Source organism: Paenibacillus sp. SJS-P3, assembly GCF_056711585.1.
This window is the reverse complement of sequence record NZ_CM160043.1, coordinates 3,328,373-3,347,781: the sequence shown is the minus strand read 5'-3', so window position 1 is coordinate 3,347,781 and position 19,409 is coordinate 3,328,373. Positions and strand designations below refer to the sequence as shown.

The 19,409-nt window shown below is 59.8% G+C and carries 17 protein-coding genes; 10 read left to right on the top strand and 7 right to left on the bottom strand.

The window, feature by feature from the left end; all coding sequences use genetic code 11:
• Positions 1 to 10: 10 nt before the first annotated feature.
• Both AC06G8_RS15420 and AC06G8_RS15415 read right to left on the bottom strand, forming a co-directional pair.
• The gene (locus AC06G8_RS15420) at positions 11 to 1,618 is read right to left on the bottom strand and encodes a helix-turn-helix domain-containing protein (RefSeq protein ID WP_480283280.1); all 1,608 of its coding nucleotides are present in this window, start codon (positions 1,616 to 1,618) and stop codon (positions 11 to 13) included.
• Between the two features lie 24 nt (positions 1,619 to 1,642).
• On the bottom strand, positions 1,643 to 3,352 hold the full coding sequence (locus AC06G8_RS15415) for a sensor histidine kinase (protein ID WP_447661600.1): 1,710 nt from the start codon (positions 3,350 to 3,352) through the stop codon (positions 1,643 to 1,645).
• Positions 3,353 to 3,653: 301 nt separating this feature from the next.
• Between AC06G8_RS15415 and AC06G8_RS15410 the strand changes: the two genes are divergently transcribed.
• From AC06G8_RS15410 to AC06G8_RS15400, 3 genes are read left to right on the top strand one after another with little or no spacing between them, the layout of a single operon-like run.
• Positions 3,654 to 4,580: an ABC transporter permease gene (locus AC06G8_RS15410; RefSeq protein WP_480283279.1), complete on the top strand. Its 927-nt coding sequence runs from the start codon at positions 3,654 to 3,656 to the stop codon at positions 4,578 to 4,580.
• Between the two features lie 13 nt (positions 4,581 to 4,593).
• On the top strand, positions 4,594 to 5,520 hold the full coding sequence (locus AC06G8_RS15405) for a carbohydrate ABC transporter permease (protein WP_447661598.1): 927 nt from the start codon (positions 4,594 to 4,596) through the stop codon (positions 5,518 to 5,520).
• Positions 5,521 to 5,578: 58 nt separating this feature from the next.
• Positions 5,579 to 7,180: a type 2 periplasmic-binding domain-containing protein gene (locus tag AC06G8_RS15400; RefSeq protein ID WP_480283278.1), complete on the top strand. Its 1,602-nt coding sequence runs from the start codon at positions 5,579 to 5,581 to the stop codon at positions 7,178 to 7,180.
• Positions 7,181 to 7,346: 166 nt separating this feature from the next.
• Here AC06G8_RS15400 and AC06G8_RS15395 read toward each other — a convergent pair whose 3' ends face one another.
• The 4 genes from AC06G8_RS15395 to AC06G8_RS15380 form a co-directional block, all read right to left on the bottom strand.
• Positions 7,347 to 7,874 carry a methylated-DNA--[protein]-cysteine S-methyltransferase gene (locus AC06G8_RS15395; protein ID WP_480283277.1) on the bottom strand — a complete coding sequence of 176 codons (528 nt, stop codon included), beginning with the start codon at positions 7,872 to 7,874 and terminating at the stop codon, positions 7,347 to 7,349.
• Complete coding sequence (locus tag AC06G8_RS15390; RefSeq protein ID WP_480283276.1) at positions 7,858 to 8,508, bottom strand: bifunctional transcriptional activator/DNA repair enzyme AdaA; 651 nt, start codon at positions 8,506 to 8,508, stop codon at positions 7,858 to 7,860. Before AC06G8_RS15390 ends, AC06G8_RS15395 begins: the two co-directional genes overlap by 17 nt.
• Before the next feature lie 236 nt (positions 8,509 to 8,744).
• A complete protein-coding gene (locus tag AC06G8_RS15385; RefSeq protein ID WP_480283275.1) occupies positions 8,745 to 9,608 on the bottom strand; it encodes an alpha/beta fold hydrolase in 864 nt (287 codons plus the stop codon).
• A gap of 7 nt (positions 9,609 to 9,615) precedes the next feature.
• Complete coding sequence (locus AC06G8_RS15380; RefSeq protein WP_480283274.1) at positions 9,616 to 10,785, bottom strand: oxalate decarboxylase family bicupin; 1,170 nt, start codon at positions 10,783 to 10,785, stop codon at positions 9,616 to 9,618.
• Between the two features lie 159 nt (positions 10,786 to 10,944).
• On the opposite strand from AC06G8_RS15380, the gene mscL reads away from it, so the two are divergent.
• The 7 genes from mscL (at position 10,945) to AC06G8_RS15345 (ending at position 17,696) form a co-directional block, all read left to right on the top strand.
• On the top strand, positions 10,945 to 11,343 hold the full coding sequence (mscL, locus tag AC06G8_RS15375; RefSeq protein ID WP_447661592.1) for a large conductance mechanosensitive channel protein MscL: 399 nt from the start codon (positions 10,945 to 10,947) through the stop codon (positions 11,341 to 11,343).
• Between the two features lie 135 nt (positions 11,344 to 11,478).
• Positions 11,479 to 12,465, top strand: a complete 987-nt coding sequence (locus AC06G8_RS15370) for an aldo/keto reductase (RefSeq protein ID WP_480283273.1) — start codon at positions 11,479 to 11,481, stop codon at positions 12,463 to 12,465.
• A 32-nt stretch (positions 12,466 to 12,497) separates the two neighbouring features.
• Positions 12,498 to 13,445: an ABC transporter permease gene (locus AC06G8_RS15365; protein WP_480283272.1), complete on the top strand. Its 948-nt coding sequence runs from the start codon at positions 12,498 to 12,500 to the stop codon at positions 13,443 to 13,445.
• A gap of 195 nt (positions 13,446 to 13,640) precedes the next feature.
• A complete protein-coding gene (locus tag AC06G8_RS15360; RefSeq protein WP_480283271.1) occupies positions 13,641 to 14,714 on the top strand; it encodes a LacI family DNA-binding transcriptional regulator in 1,074 nt (357 codons plus the stop codon).
• A gap of 35 nt (positions 14,715 to 14,749) precedes the next feature.
• A complete protein-coding gene (locus tag AC06G8_RS15355; RefSeq protein WP_480285457.1) occupies positions 14,750 to 15,901 on the top strand; it encodes a Gfo/Idh/MocA family protein in 1,152 nt (383 codons plus the stop codon).
• A 37-nt stretch (positions 15,902 to 15,938) separates the two neighbouring features.
• Positions 15,939 to 16,571 carry a ThuA domain-containing protein gene (locus AC06G8_RS15350; RefSeq protein ID WP_447661588.1) on the top strand — a complete coding sequence of 211 codons (633 nt, stop codon included), beginning with the start codon at positions 15,939 to 15,941 and terminating at the stop codon, positions 16,569 to 16,571.
• Between the two features lie 30 nt (positions 16,572 to 16,601).
• Positions 16,602 to 17,696, top strand: a complete 1,095-nt coding sequence (locus AC06G8_RS15345; protein ID WP_480283270.1) for a Gfo/Idh/MocA family protein — start codon at positions 16,602 to 16,604, stop codon at positions 17,694 to 17,696.
• 175 nt (positions 17,697 to 17,871) lie between these two features.
• Here AC06G8_RS15345 and AC06G8_RS15340 read toward each other — a convergent pair whose 3' ends face one another.
• Positions 17,872 to 19,104: an aminopeptidase gene (locus AC06G8_RS15340; protein WP_480283269.1), complete on the bottom strand. Its 1,233-nt coding sequence runs from the start codon at positions 19,102 to 19,104 to the stop codon at positions 17,872 to 17,874.
• Between the last annotated feature and the right edge of the window lie 305 nt (positions 19,105 to 19,409).

Below are 19,409 nucleotides of genomic sequence, written 5' to 3'. Positions count from 1 at the left end.
CCGGACCGTCTCAGGACGGTCTGGCCAGCTTCTTGAACGCTTTGCGGTAGTCGGCCGGGCTGCAGCCGGTCTCCTGCTTGAACAGCTTGGAAAAGTGGGAGTCGTTGGCGTATCCGACCTGATCGGCGACGGCGCGGACCGACAGGGAGGTGTCCTGCAGCAGCCGCTTGGCCTCCGAGAGCCGCGCCTGGATGATATAAGTGCCGAGGGACATGCCCGTCTCCTTCTTGAACAGCCGGGCCATGTAGTCGGGATTGAGGAAGACCGTCTCCGCCAGGCTGGTGCGGGTAAGATCATGCGCGAGATGGGCATGGATATGGCTTGCGACCTCGTCCGCGATGGATTTGGGAGGCTCGGCGAAAGGCCGGGAATGCGCCGCCGTACGGACCAGATACCGCAGATAGCCCTGCATGTCTTCGACGGAATGGAGGGACTGGGCATGCAGCCTGTCTCCTTCCGAGCCCGCATACAGCTGATGGGCTTGAATTTCCCTGCTCTTCAAATGGGCATAGACGATCTGGACCATATCGTGCCGGAACGGCCGGAGCACGGAAGCGCATAGGGCGTTCTCCCGCATCAGGCGCGTCAGATACGCCTCGGTCTCATCGAGAAAAGAACCGTATGCCCCCTCGCCAAGCAGCCGCTCGAGCAAGCCGAGGTTGGGCGGGACATACGCCGGCTCAAGGCCGGAGCTGCCATCGACGAAAATCGTCTCGTTGCGGTGCTTGATCCATTCCTCATTGACATGCAGCAGCTCCTTGACGGCTTTGCGGATCTCACCGAGCGGCCGGGACGTCGCGATATGGCAGCTGCAGTCGCATTTCAGGAATTTGCGGCTTTCGGATATCAAGGAATCGCAGAGCCTCCTCGGAATATCTCTGTCGGGAGCGAGCGTCCATTTCAAGATGAGCATCCAGTTGCCTTCCTTGAATTCGGAGATGGCTTCGACGGACAAGGATGGGTGCTGGAACAGCTCGTACATGACATTGAGCAGCGCGTAGTCGAACAGCGGCTTGTCTTCGCGGCCAAGGCTGGCCTCATGCGGGAACAGAGTCACAAGCACGGGCAGGAACAGATCGCTCAGCCGGTAGGGGAGATTCTCTTCCGTGATGGCGCCTGCAGCCGCAGATGGGCTGGAGGGGAATGCCTTGCCTGCGATGAGCCGGGTCCAGAAATCCTCCAGCACGCTCTTGCGGCTCTTTTGCCACAGCTCCCCTTCATGGATCGCCAGCTCGTTATACTTTTGCTCGCGCGCTTTGGCAATCGCCTTACGGATAATCAGGGTCAGCTTGTCGACCTCGATCGGCTTCAGGAAATAATCGAAGCTTTGCAGCTCGATCGCTTTCTGAGCATAGTTGAAGTCGGCGTAGTTGGTCAGAAAGATCGCCTGGACCGGGTAATTCTCCTGTCGGACCCAGGCCAGCAGCTCGAGCCCGCTGCCCTGAGGCATTTCGATGTCGCAAATGAGGATCTGCACGGTATATTCCAGCAGAATCTCTCTTGCCTGAGCGACATTGTAGGCGGTATGGACATGCTCGACGTTCATGGCGCGCCAATCGATTTTGCTCTTAAGCGCCTTGACGACGAAGTAATCGTCGTCCACAAGAAGGACGTTCATGGCAGGCTTCCTTTCGGGATGGGATTAGTCGCTGCCGGCGGGGAGCGCGATCGTGACGCGGGCTCCGCCGTCGATTCCATTGGCAAAGTCGACCGTCGCCCGCTCGCGGTACATCAGCTTCAGCCGCTGCAGCGTGTTCATGATGCCGATCCGGTTGCCTCCTGCCTGATCGAGGCTTTCTCCGCTGTGCAGCCGCTCCAGGATGGGGGAAGGAAATCCGGGGCCGCTGTCCGCAATGACGATGACGGCCATATCCTCATCCTCCTTTCTCTGCATGGACACCGTGATGGAGATGCTGAGCTCCCGCTCTCGCGACACCGCATATTTGACGGCATTTTCGATGAACGTCTGGATGACGAGTGGAGGAATCTTCACTCCCGAAGCATGGTCCGGCCGGGAGATGGCATAGGACAAGGCGCTCCGGTAGCGGGATCGCTGGATATCCAGATAGATTCGGGCGTGCTCGATCTCGTCTTCGAGGAGGACCAGATTGTCTCCGCTCTGGAAGATATAGCGGAAGTAGCGCGTCGTGGCCATCGACATGTTCTCGATCTCCTCGTGCATCTCCATCTGCGCCATGCTGTATATGCTCGTCAGGCAGTTCAGAAAGAAATGCGGGTTGATCTGAAGCTTCATGTAATCCAGCTGAATCCTCCTCTTCTCCAGCTCCTGCTCGTACATCTCGATCTTGTATTTCTTGAGCTGCCCGACGAGATCCCGGAACTGCGCGTTCGCCTGCTCCAGCTCGATGATGCGGCTTCCGGCGCTTGCTCCTCCGGAGTCCCCGTCCTCATACATGCGGGCCAGATTGTAGGAGAAGCTCTTGACGGGCCCGAGCACCTGCTTGCGGAAGAGGAACAGGAACGCGCTGAGCGTGCAGGTGACGAGAAAGAAGAGCAGCATGATCAGCAGCTGCACGATCATGATCTTCTCGAACGCCCCGTAGTGGATGACCAGCTCGGCGGTGAAGGTGGCGTTGCTGAAGCTGCTGTCCACGACGGTCGGCGCCTGGAGCAGATTCAGCCAGAATGGCTTGCGGGCATCGGGCGGGCTGCCGCTCCGGGGAGCGGACAGGCTGCCGCCCTCCTCGTCGACCAGCGACGCGTACCCGCTGGCCCCGAGATTGATCTGCCGGAGCGGCCGGATCATATTGTCCGCCGAGACAAGCCCGACCAGGTAGCGGTCATGGTAGGGGACGATATTGACGATGTAGGAAATTCCTCTTACCGTAAGCGGCGTCCATTTGGAGTAATAGTTCTCATAGACCCCCTTGTCTTCCGTCAGCGATCGGATCTGCTGCTTCAGCTCGAGAAAATGCCCGTAGGATATCCCCATCGGCGCGCAGTTCCGGAACAAGTCCCGGCTCTTCAAGTAATAGAAGAAGTTGTATTCCTGCTCGTAGTTTTTCGTCAGCTCGGTGAACCGCTTGAAGAGCTTCTCCTGAGCCTTCAGGAATTCGGTGCTGTTGTCCGGATAATCGTTCATGTCCGTGATCGTCTCGTCATTGGCCAGCGTCCAGCCCATGTAATGGTTGATGTAGGCGAAGTCATGGTCGATCCGGCTGACATAGAGGTCGGCCGTATCCTGGACATTGTTCGTGGATTGCTGCTTGACCAGCGACATGGAAATGACGCTGATGACAAGGTCGAGCGCAAGAGCCAGGAACGAGAGGAACACGAGCAGCCTGACATAATGGATGATAGGGTAGGGCTTTTTCCGGTTGGATGGATTCATAGGCGGGAGGCTCCATTCCTTTCCGTTCTTCCGATCTTGAATGCGCTTTATTTCTAGTATAGAGGTTTTTGTCCAGAAAATGGATGCTTGTCGGCGGCGCGAAAAGCCAAAGTCCGGATAGCGCAAAAACAAGTCCGGATAACCGCATGGCGGCGCGGGATGAAGGCGGGCGGATTCCGCCTGGCGATCCTCGGAAGTCCGGATAACGGTCCTTCAGGTCCGCCGTCCGCTCCATGGACGGAGCTATACTGGAGGAGTTCAAGAGGGACAGCGACAGAGCCGCTGCAAGGGGGGAATGAAGATGGCATCCGGTCAAGCCGGAACGACGGGACGGACGGTCAGGCAGATCAGAAGGGGAGCGGGGCTGTATGTGCTGCTGCTGCCCGCGTTTATCCTGACGCTGCTCTTCGCGTACAAGCCGATGTACGGCGTCGTGATCGCGTTCAAGGATTACAGTCCTGCGCTCGGAATCATGGACAGTCCATGGGCGGGATTCAAGTACTTCGAGAAATTTTTCCAATCGTATCAGTTCGACAATACAATCCGGAATACGCTGGTCATCAGCTTGTACAGCATGGCCACGTTCCCGATACCGATCGCGCTGGCGCTCATGGTGAACCAGATGCGGGCCAACCGGTTCAGGCGCTTCTTCCAGACGGTGACGTACATGCCGCATTTCATCTCGACGGTCGTCATGGTGGGGCTGATGCTCATTCTATTCTCGCCAAGCACAGGCCTGCTCGGCAATCTGTACGCCCTGTTCGGAGCGGAGCCTCCCGATCTGATGGGCTCCTCGGGCCTGTTCACCAGCGTCTATGTCTGGTCGGATGTGTGGCAGCATGCCGGCTGGGACAGCATCATCTATATCGCGGCGCTGTCGGCGGTCGATCCGAGCCTCTACGAGGCTGCGACTGTCGACGGAGCGAGCCGCTGGCAGAAGATCCGCTTCATCGATATTCCGATGCTGCTTCCGACTGCCGTGACGCTGCTCATATTGCGGGTCGGCGGGCTGCTAGGGGTAGGCTTTGAAAAGGTATACCTGATGCAGAACGACCTCAACATCACCTCGAGCGAGATCCTCTCCACCTATGTGTACAAGATCGGCCTGCTCAGCAGCCAGTACAGCTTCTCCTCCGCGATCAACCTGTTCAATACGGTCATCAATTTCGCCTTGCTCATCATCGTCAATCAAATCGCCAAAAAAACAAGCAGCAACAGCTTGTGGTAAGCCGGAGGAATTCATGATGGAGACACGGAATGCCGCTGTTGCGGCCAAAACGGCCGGAGGCGTCAACACCCGCTCTTCCGATGCCGTCCTGGAGGCGGTTCTGTACGGACTCGCCGTCCTGATGCTGGTCGTGCTTATGTATCCGCTCTATTTTATCGTCATCGCCTCCTTCAGCAATCCGTCCTCGGTTGCCGGCGGCAAAGTATGGCTCTGGCCGAGCGGCTTCACGCTGGACGGGTACAAGGAGCTGCTGAAGCATGCCAACATCTGGATCGGCTACCGCAACACGATCCTGTATACGGCAGCCGGCACGGCGATCGGCCTGGCGGTCAACCTGTCCGCGGCTTATGCGCTGTCGCGCAGAGACCTGCCCGGGCGCAAGATCCTGTCCCTTTATTTCATTTTCACGATGTTTTTCAGCGGAGGCCTCATTCCGATCTTCCTGACGGTCCGCGACTTCCATATGTACAACACCTTTCTCGTCATGGTGCTCCCCTTCTCCGTGTCGGCCTACAACATCATCGTAGCCCGGACGTTCTTCCAGACGAGCATTCCGGGCGATCTATGGGAAGCGGCGCAGATCGACGGCTGCGGCAATCTGAGATACTTCGCGCAGGTCGTGCTGCCGCTCTCCAAGGCGATTGTCGCCGTGCTTGGATTGTGGATCGCCGTCGGGTATTGGAACTCCTACTTCAATGCGCTGATCTATCTGAAGAATCCCGACCTGTACCCGCTGCAGCTCATCCTGCGCAACATCCTGATCACCAATCAGATGCAGTCCGGCATGGGAAGCGGGGAGGCGGCGCAGATCGCGCTCAGGCTGGCCAGCCTGATGAGGTATTCCGTCATCATCGTCTCTACCGTTCCGATCATGCTGCTGTACCCGTTCGTACAGAAGTATTTCAATCAGGGGGTGATGATCGGCGCCGTGAAGGAATGAGCAATCGGCTTGACCGGCATGTGATTCGAGACAACAATCAAATCGGGGGGAATGAAAGATGGGTTACCGTTCCGCATCTAAAACCATGATGGCCGCGCTGCTATCCGGAGCGCTGCTGGTCGGGCTGACCGCCTGCAGCGGCGGCGGGGGAGACAAGGCCGCAGCCGTGAAGGGCGACGAGTTCAACAAGGAAGGCCTGCCGATCGTCAAGACGCCGGTAACGCTCAAGGCGCTGACCGTCCGCTGGGGCAATATGGGCGACACGTTCACGAAGAACCAGTGGATGATCGATCTGGAGAAAAATACGAATGTGAAGATACAATGGCAGGTCATGTCCTCCAACGACTGGAACGAGCAGAAGTCGATCATGCTCGCCAGCGGCACGCTGCCGGACATCATTTTCGGCGATCTCGCGTTCTCGGACTCCGACATCGTCAACAATCTGAGCTACTTCCGCCCTTTGGACGAATACATCGATTCCTACATGCCGAACCTGAAGGCCGCGCTGCAGGAAACGCCGGAGCTGAAAAAGCTGAGCACGTTCCCGGACGGCAAAATCTATTCCATGCCGGCAAGACTGCCGTCCCGTCCGAAAACGAAGTTCCAGCCGGTCATCAACAAGACGTGGCTGGATAAGCTCGGCCTCAAGGTGCCGGATACGATCGACGACCTCTACGACGTGTTCAAGGCGTTCAAGGAGCAGGATCCGAACGGCAACGGCAAGAACGACGAGATTCCGTATACCGAGAAAGGGCTGAGCATGGACTTCCTCAATCCGTTCGGCATCACCGATCCGAACGGCAACAACATGCTCGTCAAGGACGGCAAGCCGGTCTATTACCCGGTGACAGAGGAATACAAGGAAGGGCTGAAGTGGGCCAACAAGCTGTATGAGGCGGGCCTCATCGACAAGGAGATGTTCACGCAGGACGCCACGATGACCTCGGCCAAGCAGCAGAACGCGGATGCGCCGATCGTCGGCTTCTCCTACCAGTGGACTCCGGACGCCGTGTTCGGCAAATGGAAGGACCAGTACGTCACGATTCCGCCGCTCGCAGGACCGGACGGCAAGAGATATCAGTCCGGCATTCCGGTCGGCATGAGCCTGTACCGCAACGAGCTGCTCATCACGGCCTCCTGCAAGCAGCCGGAGATCGCCGCGCGCTGGGCGGATCAGTTCTACACGAACGAAGCCGGCATCCAGAACTTCTGGGGAGCGATCGGCACCGTCATCCAGAAGAACGACAACGGCACGTACACGCTGATGGACCCTCCTAGCGGCACGAGCGCCGACGCCTGGTACTGGGAGCAGTCGGTCCGCGACTTCGGACCGAAGTACGTGAGCCCTTCCTTCGAGAAGAACATCGTGCTCAATCCGAAGACCGGCGACGGCCTGAAGCTGGAGATCGACAAGCTGGGCAGCGAATACGTGACGACGCCGTTCCCGAACGTCATGTACAGCGCGGAGGAATTCCAGGAGCTGCCGACGTTGACGACCGACATCGACGGTTATGCGGCGACGATGCGCGCCCAGTGGGTGACGAAGGGCAACATCGATGCCGAATGGGATGCCTACATCAAGAAGCTGAACGACATGAAGCTGGATCAGCTGATCAAGATCCGCACAGCCGCGTATGAACGGTACATGAGCGTGAAGTAGGATTGGGCGGGCCGCGATGCGGCCCGCTTTTGTTTTTCCTCGGGCGAGCTGTGCCTATCATGCTGGCCGAGGAGGTCTATGTGCATAGAGGAATGAAGTGAAAAAAACAACGCCCCGGGACCGTTTCCATGTCCCGAGGCGTTGTTTTTTCTTTGCCATCCCACGATTATATGCCCTTCGCTTCGCGCTCCAGCTCCAGCAGCTTCGTCTTCATTTCCATGCCGCCCCGGTAGCCGGTAAGCGCTCCGCCCTTGCCGATGACCCTGTGGCAAGGCACGGCGATCAGCACGGGGTTGGCGCCGATCGCGGCGCCGACGGCCCGGACTGCGGAAGGCCTGCCGATGCGCTCCGCGATTCCGGAGTACGATTCGGTATCTCCATAAGGAATGCTCTTGAGCGCCTCCCAAACCGCGAGCTGGAACGGCGTTCCGCTCATCGCGAACGGCAGCGTGAACGCATCGCTCCTGCCCTCCAAGTATTGAAGCAGCTCGTCCGCATAGGGCCGAAGCTTCTCCTCGCTTCGAACGAGCCTCGCTCCAGGCATGCGGGCGCTTGTCCAAGCCGTCATTTCGGCTTCCCCTCCGTCCCGCGAGCCGACGAATGCCAATCCTTCCTCGGTTGCGGCCAGATGAAGCTCCCAATCATCATGATGGAGCAGGGACCAGTAGACGATGGCTTCATTTTGTGTGCTCATGGATCTCTTCCTCTTTCCTGTCTGCGGCATTCCGGCGATAGGCAGCCGGAGTCAAGCCCGTCATTTTTTTGAACAAGGTCGTGAAATAAGGCGTGTTGGGCCAGCCGCAGCGCTTGCCTACGGCAGCGACAGGCAGCTCCGTGGACAGCAGCAGCTCCTTGGCGGCTTCGGCCCGAACCTGCTGGATATATTCAACGGGCGTAACGCCCACGATCTTATGGAACGTCCGGTGGAGGTGGAACGGCGAGCCGTGGCATGCTGCTGCGAGAGCCTCCAGAGTCAGGCGCTCGGCATAATGGGCGCGGATGAATCTTTGGGCCAGGGCAATCCAGTCCTCGTCAGGCACAAGCTCTCCCGTCGGCCTGCATCGCTTGCAAGGGCGGTAGCCGGCGGCGAGCGCTTCGCCGAACGTTCGGAACATGCCGGCGTTCTCCCGGTTCGGCAGCCTGGATCGGCAGGACGGCCTGCAGAAGATGCCGGTCGTCCTGACCGCGTAGAAAAATTCCCCGTCTCTCGAGACGTCGCATGCGGCCACGGCTTCCCATTCACTGTCGCCAAGCAGCTGCGGCTCTCCGAGAGAACTGCCGCCGCCGTCTTCCCGCGGCTCGAAGCCGATTGAATCCGTTGTCCGCATCAGAATCACCTCCTTCATCAGTATAACCCCTTCGAGCGCGTTTGTGCGGCATCCCGGATAGGAGCGCAAGATTGCGAAAGGCATCCAACTAAAAAAGGTCCCCAAAGGGACTCTCGGCCAGTCTGGCAGGCTGCTCTCGCCCGTGTTCTTGCCGACTGCATTTGCCGGTGTACTTGCCGGCTGCACTCACCGGTTGCACTTGCCGGCAGCTGGAGGAGATGGCTACGCCGCTTCCGTCAATCCCTGGCTGCTTCGTATAGGCTGGCCGCGATGCGCGCCGGGGCGGTTTTGACGGTGGACATATGGTCGCCCTCTGTTTTGATGAGCCGGAAGACACCGAGCCGTCCGGACATATGAGGATGCCAGCCGTATCCTTCGCCTTGCGGCAGCACGCCGTCGGTCGTGAGATACAAGTAGCTTCTCGGAATTTCGAGCGCATAGAATTTCTTCAGGTCGAGCTTCTCGAATAGAGGTTTTGCCGGCTCTGGAACGATTCTGCTGTACAGATGATCCGCGAGCCTCTTGTCGGCCAGATTGGCGAAGGTTTCCCTGAACAGCGGATAAGGCAGCATGATCGTATCGTCCGGAGACGATTGTCTAAGCTGCATGAACGATTGCTGTATGGGAGGCGGGAGCTGATCTGCGATCGATTGGCCGTCTCCCAGCACGAACGCGTTCATGAATATGATCCTGCGGATTCTGTCAGGCACGAGCTCCGCGGTTTTCTGGATGACGCTTCCCCCGAAGCTGTGGCCGACGAGCTGGACATCGGACAGGCCGCAGCCCGTGATGTATGCCGCCACCGCCCGGGTTATGGCCTCGTGGGTCAGGCCCGGGTTGTAATCCGGGCCATGTCCGGGATATTCCGGCACATGAACGCGGTGGCCATGCTTCCGCAGCTCGGCGGCAACCTCGCTCCAATAGCTGGCGTCCGCCCAGGAGCCATGGATGAGGACGAAGGTCAGGCTCGGCGCAGGCTCGCTTTGCAGGCTGCCGTTCCGGTACGGTCTGCGGACTGGAGGCCAAGGCGGATAAGCAGGAATCCAGGCAGATTGATGCTGCGCAAAGAAATCGGGGCTGCCTGGGCGCTCGGGATTCATTTGATCCTCACTCCTTTTCCGGTCCGGGAACGACGGGCCATTTGACTTGCCGCAGGCAATCGATGACCTCGTCTCCGACATGGAGATTGCTCTTGACGAGCTGGCGGGGCGTCAGCGCCATCCATTGATTCAGGGAAATATCCTCGAAGCGGCTGCTGCGGAACATTTCCAGAAACCAGAGCGTGGAGGTTCCGGTGTTCTGGATGTAATGGCCGAAGGCGAAGGGAACGTAGCCGACGTCTCCAGCCCGGTAGTCGAAGGTGCGGGCTTTGCCGCCGCCGGCGAATACGGTCATTCGGCCCTGTCCTGCCAGGTAATACTGCCATTCGTCCTGATTTGGATGCCAATGCAGCTCGCGCATGCCTCCCGGCTTGACTTCGACCAGCGCGGTCGCGATCGTCTTGGATGCCTGGAAGTTCGTCGAGTCCGCGATCCTCACGCTGCCGCCCGGTGTCGTGAGAGGGGTCTGTGCCAGCAGCGAATGCTTGAAAGGAAACGGGACGGTGCCGTAAGGCGATTGAATTTCCTGGCTTTGGATCGGACCCGGCACCTGATCGCGGTAGATGTAGACCTGTCCGGGCGGAATGGAATCGAACGCGCTCGGCGGAACGCCGAAGTTCTCGGCCAGCACGTCCTTGGGCGTATGGGCGAACCAATCGGAGATGGAGAGGGTGTTCAGATCCGAGAAATGGCCGTCGTCGAAGACGAGCAGGAACTCGCAGCCTTCCTCCAGCCCTTGGATGGAATGGGGCAGCCCCGGCGGAAAGTACCACAGATCTCCGGGGCCGACGTCCGCGATGAAATTGCGGCCCTGCCAATCGATCGCGGTAATCCGGGCGCTTCCGAGGAGCATGTAGGCCCATTCGGCCTGCTGATGCCAGTGGAGCTCGCGGACTCCTCCCGGAATGAGGCTCATATTGACCCCGGCAAGCGTTGTCGCTGTTGGGAGCTCCCGAATGGTCACCTCGCGCGACCATCCGCCCTGGTTCAGCTGCATATGCGCATCCGAGAAGGAGAATCTCAGATTCGGGATGAGGCCGTTGTCCGTTGGCGGGGGGACGAGCAGATCGGGATTTTGCACATCGCGCATGAGGTTGCGGGGTCCTTTGTCGGGCCCGCCGGCTCCATCCGGGCGCATCGGCTCGGGGACAGGCAGGGATTGCTGCTCATTCTTCATGGCATGGACTCCTTTTCCGATGGCAGGCTCAGGCTCAGCCGTTATGTGCTACCTTACGCCGGCTTTCCGTTGGATATGTATCTGGCGGCAAAAGCCGAATGGAGTTAAAATGGAAGGACGTGGGAAATCGACTATATTTGAAGAGGAGTGGTGGCCCCTTTGTGGAAGGAATTCAAGGCATTCGCACTTAAAGGCAACATTCTGGACCTCGCTATCGCCGTCATCATCGGAGCGGCCTTCGGCAAGATCGTCAGCTCGCTCGTGGCGGACATCCTGACGCCGCTGATCGGCATGCTGTTCGGAGGCGTCGATGTATCCGGACTTGAGGCGACGTTCGGGGATACGAAGCTTGCGTATGGATTGTTCCTTCAGAGCGTGATCGACTTCTTCATCGTTGCCTTCTCCATCTTCCTGTTCATCCGGCTGCTTACCGGCCTCAAGCGCAAGCGGCATCATGTAGAAGAGCAGCCGAAGAGGCAGGATCCCGTCCTGACGGGAGAGGAGAAGCTGCTGATCGAAATCCGCGATTTGCTGAAGGACAGGCAGAGCAAGCTCTAGCATGACGGAAGCTCCAGCATGATGGAAGCTCTTGCATGACGGAAGCTCCAGCATGACGAATTGGACGGCGCATGGACGGTCCGGAAGGAGAGGCCGCTAATCGGTTTTGCAAAATGAATGGGAGGCGAGGTTTGCATGCAAAAACGGATGCTGGGAAAAGAAGGTTTGGAAGTATCGACGCTGGGGCTCGGCTGCATGGGCATGTCGGATTTCTACGGCGGCCGGGACGAAGCAGAGTCGATCTCCACGATCCACCGCGCGCTGGAGCTTGGCGTCACGCTCCTGGACACGGCGGACATGTACGGCGTCGGGGCCAATGAAGAACTGGTCGGGCAAGCCGTCAAAGGCAGAAGGTACGACGCGGCCATTGCGACCAAGTTCGGCATCCGCAGAGCGGAGGACGGGACAAGGCTAGGGGTGAGCGGCCGTCCCGACTATGTCCGTGCGGCCTGCGAAGCCAGCCTGCGGCGTCTTGGAACCGATCATATCGACTTGTACTATCAGCATCGGGTTGATCCCGATACGCCGATCGAGGAGACGGTCGGCGCGATGGCGGAGCTGGTCAAGGAAGGCAAAGTCCGCTTCCTAGGCCTGTCGGAAGCCGCTCCGGATACGATCCGCCGCGCCAGCGCCGTGCATCCCATCTCTGCGCTTCAGACGGAATATTCCCTATGGAGCCGGGATGTCGAGGACGAGATTCTCCCGCTCTGCCGCGAGCTCGGCATCGGCTTCGTTCCCTATTCGCCGCTCGGCAGAGGTTTCCTGACCGGCCAGATCCAAGCGTTCGACGATCTGCCGCAGGACGATTACCGCCGCCACTCTCCCCGCTTCCAGGGAGAGAACTTCGGCAGGAATCTGGAGCTGGTGGACCGGGTCCGCGACATCGCGGCGGCGAAAGGCTGCAAGCCTTCCCAGCTGGCGCTTGCCTGGCTGCTGTCGCAAGGCGACGACATCGTTCCGATTCCGGGGACGAAGCGCCGCAGCTACCTGGAGGAGAACATCGGAGCGGTCCATATCGGGCTGACCGATGAAGAGCGGAGCCGGATCGAGGAGGTCGCCCCGCGCGGAGCGGCCCATGGCGAGCGGTACGCCGAGGACGGCATGAAAACCGTCAATCTGTAGGCGGCGAGCGGGGGTCCGATATGTGGGAATTCATGATTCGCAGAACGCTTCAATCCATTCTCGTCCTTTTGATCGTGTCCGCTTCATGCTTTTATCTGATTCATGAAATGCCGGGCGACATGTGGTCGACGATCGGAATGACGCTGGAGCAGAAGCAGCTCGTGAATGCCCAGAAGCATGCGCTCGGACTCGATCTGCCCTTCCTGGAGCAGTATTGGGCCTGGCTCAAAGGTCTCCGCCATGGAGCGCTCGGCCTGGATTACCAGATGTACCCGATCAGCGGCTACATCTGGAAGTATGCGCAGAACAGCCTGATCCTGATCGGCACCGCGTGGCTTCTTGCGCTCATGATCGCGTTTCCGCTGGCGGTCTACAACAGCCGCCGGCCAGGCGGCTTGTCGGACCGGGCGGCGGTCATGCTCGCGATTGCCGGCTTCGCCTTGCCCGCCAGCGCCGCCGGCATCTGGCTGCGTCAGCTGTTTGCCATGAATCTGCTCTGGCTTCCTCCCAGCAGCATGCATACTCCCGGCATGGAAGGAGACCTGCCGGATCTGCTTCAGCATATGATCCTGCCCGTCGCGACCTTGATGCTGGGCATCGTCGCCGTGTATCTCAAGTTCATCCGCTCCAGCCTGCAGGAGGTGCTTCCTTTGGACTATCTGCAGACGGCCCGGGCAAAAGGCGTTCCCGAAAGGCGGGTCATCCTTGTGCATGCGCTGAAAAACGCCATGATCCCCGTCGTTACTCTTGCCGCGATCGATCTGCCGATGCTGGTCAGCAGCTCGGCCATCGTCGAGAACGTGTTCAATTGGAGAGGCCTCGGATCTCTGATGGTTTACGCCGCTCTATCGCGCAACCATCCGCTGCTGATCGCCGTTATCATCATCGTCACCGGTCTCGTCGTCCTATTTTCCTGGATCGCCGATATGATCTATCTGCTGCTGGATCCGCGGATCCGGCTCGGCAGGAAGACGGGATAGGCACACGCGCCTCCCTCCCGGTAGATGCCGTTCATTTGATTCATTCGCCCCGGCCATGCCGGGATTTTTGTGTTCGCCATCGCGCCGCGCCATTCATCGTTGTCATGTCGCAGGATTGCATTGACATAAGAGCGTTTCCATGAAAAAATGTACACGCGTACATGATCATATCATTGAAGTAAATGAGGCTAGGGAATGACGAAAAGGACGGAAGTCGCCAAGCTGGCGGGCGTATCCGAGGCGACCGTGTCGCGCGTGTTGAGCGGGACGGGGCCGATCAAGGAGGCAACCCGGCTCAAAGTGATGGAGGCGGCGGACGCGCTAGGTTATGTGCCTAGCGACATCGCCAGGCAGTTTGCGAAGAAGAGAAGCGGAAACCTGGGCGTCGTGCTGCCGTTCATGCCGAACGTGCCGCTCTTCTCCACCTTCTACTTCTCGCAGCTGCTCGGCGGTATCGGTCTTGCGGCCGGCGAGCGGGGGCTGAATCTGCTGCTGATCTTCCGGCAGCCGGGAGACGCAAGTCCGTATGCCGGCTTGTTCAGATCCCGCAAGGCAGATGCCTGCATCGTGCTCGGCTCGAGCGAGGTTCCGGGGGAGAGGGAGGCGCTGCAGGAGCTGGAGGCGGCCGGTTATCCCTACGCCGTCGCAGGCCAGCGGTTCGAAGGGCTGGAGCATCGGACGGTAGACGGAGATCATGCCGCAGGGAGCCGGCAGACGGTAGCCCATCTGCGCGGACTCGGCTGCCGCAGCATCGCCTTCGTCGGCGGTCCTGCGCAGTATTCCAACAGCGGGGATCGGTATGCCGGTTATGTGGAGGGATTGGAGCAGGCGGATCTGCCGCTGCGGCAGGACATCATTCTTGAAGGCAAGTACAGCCGCAAGAGCGGCCTGGCGCTTGCCTCTCGGGTAGAGCAGCTGCTGCGGAGCGGACAGGCCGACAGCGTGTATGCCGGCAACGACCGGATGGCGATCGGCATCATGCAAGGGCTGCTGGAGAAAGGGCTCCAGGCCGGAAAAGATTACGCGCTCGCTGGATATGACGGCTCCGACGGAGCTTCCATGACGAGCCCGCAGCTTACTTCCGTCTCGGTCCCTTTCGACGAAGTCGGCCGGCAGGCCGCGCTGCGGGCGATCGGCGAGGCGGAGGGCGGCATCGTTCCTGCGCATGAGCTCATGCTGGCTACGAGGCTGGCGGCGAGGGATTCGACGCTGTTATACCGCCCGGCCGATCCTGAAGCGAAGGCTGATGCAGACAACAGAATCCATTGAAGGAGATGATGTCGGTGAAGAAGATCAAGGTTGGGATGGTTGGCTACAAGTTCATGGGCAAGGCGCATAGCAATGCCTATCGCGCGCTGCCGATGTTTTTCCCGGATGCCCCCGCGGGTCCGGAGCTGAAGGTTCTTTGCGGCCGCGATGCCGCAGCCGTCGAGCAGGCCCGCGTCCAGTTCGGCTGGGAGGAAGCCGAGACGGATTGGAGGCGGCTCGTCGAGCGGGATGATCTCGACCTGATCGACATCAACGCTCCGAGCGACGCGCACAAGGAAATCGCGCTGGCCGCAGCGGCAGCCGGCAAGCATCTGTTCTGCGAGAAGCCGCTGGCTCTGTCCCTGACGGATGCGAGGGAGATGCTGGCGGCGGCCCGTCAAGCCGGAATCAAGCATATGGTCGGCTTCAATTACCGGTTCTCGCCGGCCGTGCAGCTCGTCAAGAAGCTGATTGATGAAGGGCGGCTCGGTCAAATCTATCATTTCCGCGCCTGGTTTCTTCAGGACTGGATCCTGGATCCGGACTTCCCGCTCGTGTGGAGGCTGCAGAAGGATATCGCCGGCTCCGGATCCCATGGCGATCTCGGCGCGCACCTGATCGACATGGCCCGTTATCTGGTCGGAGAGTTCAGCGAGGTGATCGGCATGAGCGAGACTTTCGTCAAGGATCGGCCCGTCGCCGCCGAGATGACGGGGCTGAGCGCCAAGGGCGACAAGGATGCTCCGCGCGGTCCGGTCACGGTAGATGACGCGACGCTGTTCCTGGCCCGCTTCGAGGGCGGCGCGCTCGGCAGCTTCGAGGCGACCCGCTTCGCGGCGGGGCATCGGAGCACCAATTCCTTCGAGATCAACGGCAGCAAAGGCAGCGTCATCTTCGATTTCGAGCGGATGAACGAGCTGCAGGTGTATTTCACCGACGATGCGGACGATGTGCAAGGCTTCCGGCGCGTGCTCGTCACCGATGCGCCGCATGCCTATATCAACGCCTGGTGGCCGGCAGGGCACACGATCGGATTCGAGCATACGTTCACGCATGAGATGCTGGAGCTGTTCACCGCCATTCATGAAGACCGCCAGCCTTCGCCGAACTTCGTGGACGGCGTCAAATGCCAGGAGGTGCTGGAGGCGGTCGACCGGTCGATCGCGGAGCGCCGCTGGGTAGGACTCGAGGAAATGCAGGAAGCGTGAAGCGCGAAAACAATATGAGGACAAAGGCGGGTGCACCGTGAGAAAAGCATTGATCGTGCAGGGCGGATGGGACGGCCATCAGCCGAAAGAGGTGGCCGCGATTTTCGCGGAGCTGCTGGGCAAGGAACAATTCGACGTTGTCGTCTCGGATACGCTGGACAGCTTCAAGGACGCGGAGCTGATGGCCTCGCTCGATCTGATCGTCCCGATCTGGACGATGGGCAGCATCGCGCAGGAGCAGCTGCGCCCGCTGCTGGATGCCGTGCAGGCCGGCTGCGGCATCGCCGGCTGCCACGGAGGGATGAGCGACGCCTTCCGCAATGAAGTCGAATATCAGCATATGGTCGGCGGACAATGGGTCGCGCATCCCGGCAATGACGGGGTGAGATACGAGGTGAGCATGAGCCGCTCGGACGATCCTTTGACAGAGGGAATCGGAGATTTCGAGGTTTCCTCGGAGAAATACTACATGCACGTAGATCCAGCCATCACCGTTCATGCCACGACGGATTTCGATGCCGTCAAGATGCCGGTCGTCTGGACCAAAACCTGGGGCAGGGGACGGGTCTACCACAATACGCTCGGCCATCAGGCCGATATTGTCGAGATGCCGCAGGTGCTCGAGCTGATGAGACGGGGCTTCCTGTGGGCCGCCCGTCCGCAAGCCTAGAACAACGATAGCCTAAGGAGGCCCGAATACATGACCCCCATTAAAGTCGGCGTCATCGGCTGCGGCAACATCAGCCGCATCTATTTCACGAACCTGAAGCAGTATCCCGAGGTGGAGCTGGCGGCCTGCGCCGACATGGATCTCTCCAGAGCGCGCGCGATGGCAGAGGAGTACGGCATTCCTCATGCCTATTCGGTCGAGGAGCTGCTCGCGGATCCGGAGATCGGGATCGTCGTCAACCTGACGATTCCGCAGGCGCACGCTCCTGTCTGCCTGGCGGCGCTGGAGGCCGGCAAGCATGTGTATGTGGAGAAGCCGCTCGCCGTCACGCGGGAGGAAGGCCGCCAGGTTCTTGAGCTGGCAGCCAGCAAAGGCCTTCGGGTCGCCAGCGCTCCCGAAACCTTCCTCGGCGGCGCCATCCAGACCTGCCGCAAGCTGATCGACGACGGAGCGATCGGCCGTCCGATCGCCGCAGTCGGCTTCATGCTGAGCGGCGGCCACGAGGGCTGGCATCCCGATCCGGCCTTCTATTACAAGAAGGGCGGCGGACCGATGTTCGACATGGGCCCGTACTATCTGACCGCTCTCGTGAATCTGCTGGGTCCGATCCGCAGGGTGACCGGCTCCGCGGTCGTCTCGCATCCGCAGCGGACCGTCCGCAGCGAGCCCAAGCGCGGGGAAGTGATCGACGTCGAGGTTCCGACCCATATTGCCGGCGTGATCGACTTCGAGAACGGCACGGTCGGCACGCTCATTACGAGCTTTGATACCCCAGTCGGGGGAACGCTGCCGAATATCGAGATTTACGGCACGGCAGGCACGCTGCTCGTTCCGGACCCGAACAATTTCGGCGGCGTCGTAAGGCTGCGCCGGCAAGGTGAAGGAGCGGCGGAAGAGATTCCGCTCACGCATGGCTTCACGGACAACAACCGCGGAATCGGCGTGGCCGATCTGGCCCGCTCCATCGCGGAAGGCATCCCGCATCGCGCCAGCGGCGAGATGGCCTATCATGTGCTGGAGGCGATGCACGGCTTCCATGACGCCTCTGCCGAGGGCAGGCATTACGAAATGGCGAGCAGCTGCTCCCGTCCGGAAGCGATGCCGGAGACAGCACCAGCAAAGTAAGGGATGGAAGCACGGGCTGCCGGCGTGATGATGCGGCCGATTCATCTGCTGAACAGCACTGATTCATTTCCAATCGCCGCGGAAAACAAAAAGCAATCCGGAAGCCTGGCTTCCGGATTGCTTTTTGTAGTCTCCTATGATGCTGCACCGGCCTCATAGGCCGGCTTCCTTGAACCTAGAGAGCCCAGTTGCCGGCGCGGAAGATCGGCTCGACCTTGCCGTCCTGCGTGACGCCGTCGATGTCCATCACCGGCGAGCCGATCATGAAGTCCTCATGGACGAGGCTGCGGTTGGAGCCGCGGGCAGCCAGCTCCTCGGGAGAGAGGTCGGTGCCGCCTTCCAGGTTGACCGGATAGGCTTGGCCGAGAGCGAGATGGCAGGACGCGTTCTCGTCGTACAGAGTATTGAAGAAGGTAATGCCGGAATTCGAGATCGGGGAATCGTTCGGCACAAGCGCGACTTCGCCGAGCTGCACGGCGCCTTCGTCGGTCGCGAGCAGCTTGGACAGCGTCTCGTAGCCTTGCTCGGCGGAAAACTCGACGACCTTGCCGTCCCTGAACGTCAAGGAGAAGCCGTCGATGACCTGCCCGTTGTAGTTCAGCGGCTTCGTGCTGCGAACGGTTCCGTTCACCCGGTCTTTGTGCGGCATCGTGAACACTTCCTCCGTCGGCATGTTCGGATTGAACATGACTCCGCGCGCATTTTTCTTGCCGCCTCCGAGCCAGAGATGTCCTTCCGGCAGGCCGATCGTCAGATCTGTGCCCGGAGCCGTATAGCGGAGCTCCGCGTAATTCTTGGCGTTGAGCCGGTCGACCATCGACAGCAGAGTGGCATTATGCTGGTCCCATGCGGCGACCGGATTTTCGAGGCCGATCCGGGTCGCGTCGATGATTCTTTCCCACAGCTTTTGGACCGCTTCGTCGGCTGGAATGCCAGGGAATACTTTGGCCGACCATTCCGGAGTGGCGTAGGATACGAGCGTCCAGGCGTTCTCGTGATTCATCAGCGCATTGCGGTAAGGAGCGAGAGCGGTGGATGCCGTCTTGGAGTTGGTCGCCATCCGGTCCGGATCGATATCGCTCAGCAGGTCCGGGTTCGGGGAGTAGATCTGGATGAAGGCGGCGCCTTCGTCGGCGAACCCTTTCATGGCATTGGAGCGCCATGCCGGATACTCCGAGAAGCTTTCCTCCGGCGCCTGCTTGAAGCGGATGCGGGTCAGCTCCTCGTCGTTGTATTCGACGTGGACGTCGCGGGCACCGGCCGCATACGCTCTGGACGACACCAGACGGACGAGAGGCGCGGCGGTGATCGGAGCCATGACGACGACTTTCTGATTCGGCTGCACGTTCACGCCGACGCGGACGATGATGTCGGCATAGTTTTCCAGCTGCTGTTGAGTAGGTAGCATAGGAACCCCCATAGAAATAGAGTAGATGAACATGAAATCTATTCTATTATAAGCCTATTGTGGCAAGGTTCCAATCGGGAACCGGATGATCGGCAGCGGATTTAAAGCGTTTCCACTCTATTCGCAGCTTCAGCATTGCATCGTCGATAGGCAAAATCTTTGGATGGAGATTTTCCCATGTAGACGGGCGGCCGAGCGGACGCGCAAAAGAGACGAAGCCGAGCAGGATCCTCGGCTTCGTCCCTTGTTCTCTTTCTTGCAGGCTTAACTTCCGCCGCTTGCAGGAGGAGGAAGCCGCGTCAGCG

Excerpts from the sequence above, each read along its gene's own strand:
- AC06G8_RS15380 (WP_480283274.1), bottom strand. The coding sequence starts at position 10,785 with ATGAAGAATGAGCAGCAATCCCTGCCTGTCCCCGAGCCGATGCGCCCG.
- AC06G8_RS15390 (WP_480283276.1), bottom strand. The coding sequence starts at position 8,508 with ATGCGGACAACGGATTCAATCGGCTTCGAGCCGCGGGAAGACGGCGGC.
- AC06G8_RS15345 (WP_480283270.1), top strand. The coding sequence starts at position 16,602 with ATGACCCCCATTAAAGTCGGCGTCATCGGCTGCGGCAACATCAGCCGC.
- AC06G8_RS15395 (WP_480283277.1), bottom strand. The coding sequence starts at position 7,874 with ATGAGCACACAAAATGAAGCCATCGTCTACTGGTCCCTGCTCCATCAT.
- AC06G8_RS15340 (WP_480283269.1), bottom strand. The coding sequence starts at position 19,104 with ATGCTACCTACTCAACAGCAGCTGGAAAACTATGCCGACATCATCGTC.
- AC06G8_RS15365 (WP_480283272.1), top strand. The coding sequence starts at position 12,498 with ATGATTCGCAGAACGCTTCAATCCATTCTCGTCCTTTTGATCGTGTCC.
- AC06G8_RS15360 (WP_480283271.1), top strand. The coding sequence starts at position 13,641 with ATGACGAAAAGGACGGAAGTCGCCAAGCTGGCGGGCGTATCCGAGGCG.
- AC06G8_RS15420 (WP_480283280.1), bottom strand. The coding sequence starts at position 1,618 with ATGAACGTCCTTCTTGTGGACGACGATTACTTCGTCGTCAAGGCGCTT.
- AC06G8_RS15385 (WP_480283275.1), bottom strand. The coding sequence starts at position 9,608 with ATGAATCCCGAGCGCCCAGGCAGCCCCGATTTCTTTGCGCAGCATCAA.
- AC06G8_RS15415 (WP_447661600.1), bottom strand. The coding sequence starts at position 3,352 with ATGAATCCATCCAACCGGAAAAAGCCCTACCCTATCATCCATTATGTC.
- AC06G8_RS15370 (WP_480283273.1), top strand. The coding sequence starts at position 11,479 with ATGCAAAAACGGATGCTGGGAAAAGAAGGTTTGGAAGTATCGACGCTG.
- AC06G8_RS15410 (WP_480283279.1), top strand. The coding sequence starts at position 3,654 with ATGGCATCCGGTCAAGCCGGAACGACGGGACGGACGGTCAGGCAGATC.
- AC06G8_RS15405 (WP_447661598.1), top strand. The coding sequence starts at position 4,594 with ATGATGGAGACACGGAATGCCGCTGTTGCGGCCAAAACGGCCGGAGGC.
- AC06G8_RS15400 (WP_480283278.1), top strand. The coding sequence starts at position 5,579 with ATGGGTTACCGTTCCGCATCTAAAACCATGATGGCCGCGCTGCTATCC.
- AC06G8_RS15355 (WP_480285457.1), top strand. The coding sequence starts at position 14,750 with ATGGTTGGCTACAAGTTCATGGGCAAGGCGCATAGCAATGCCTATCGC.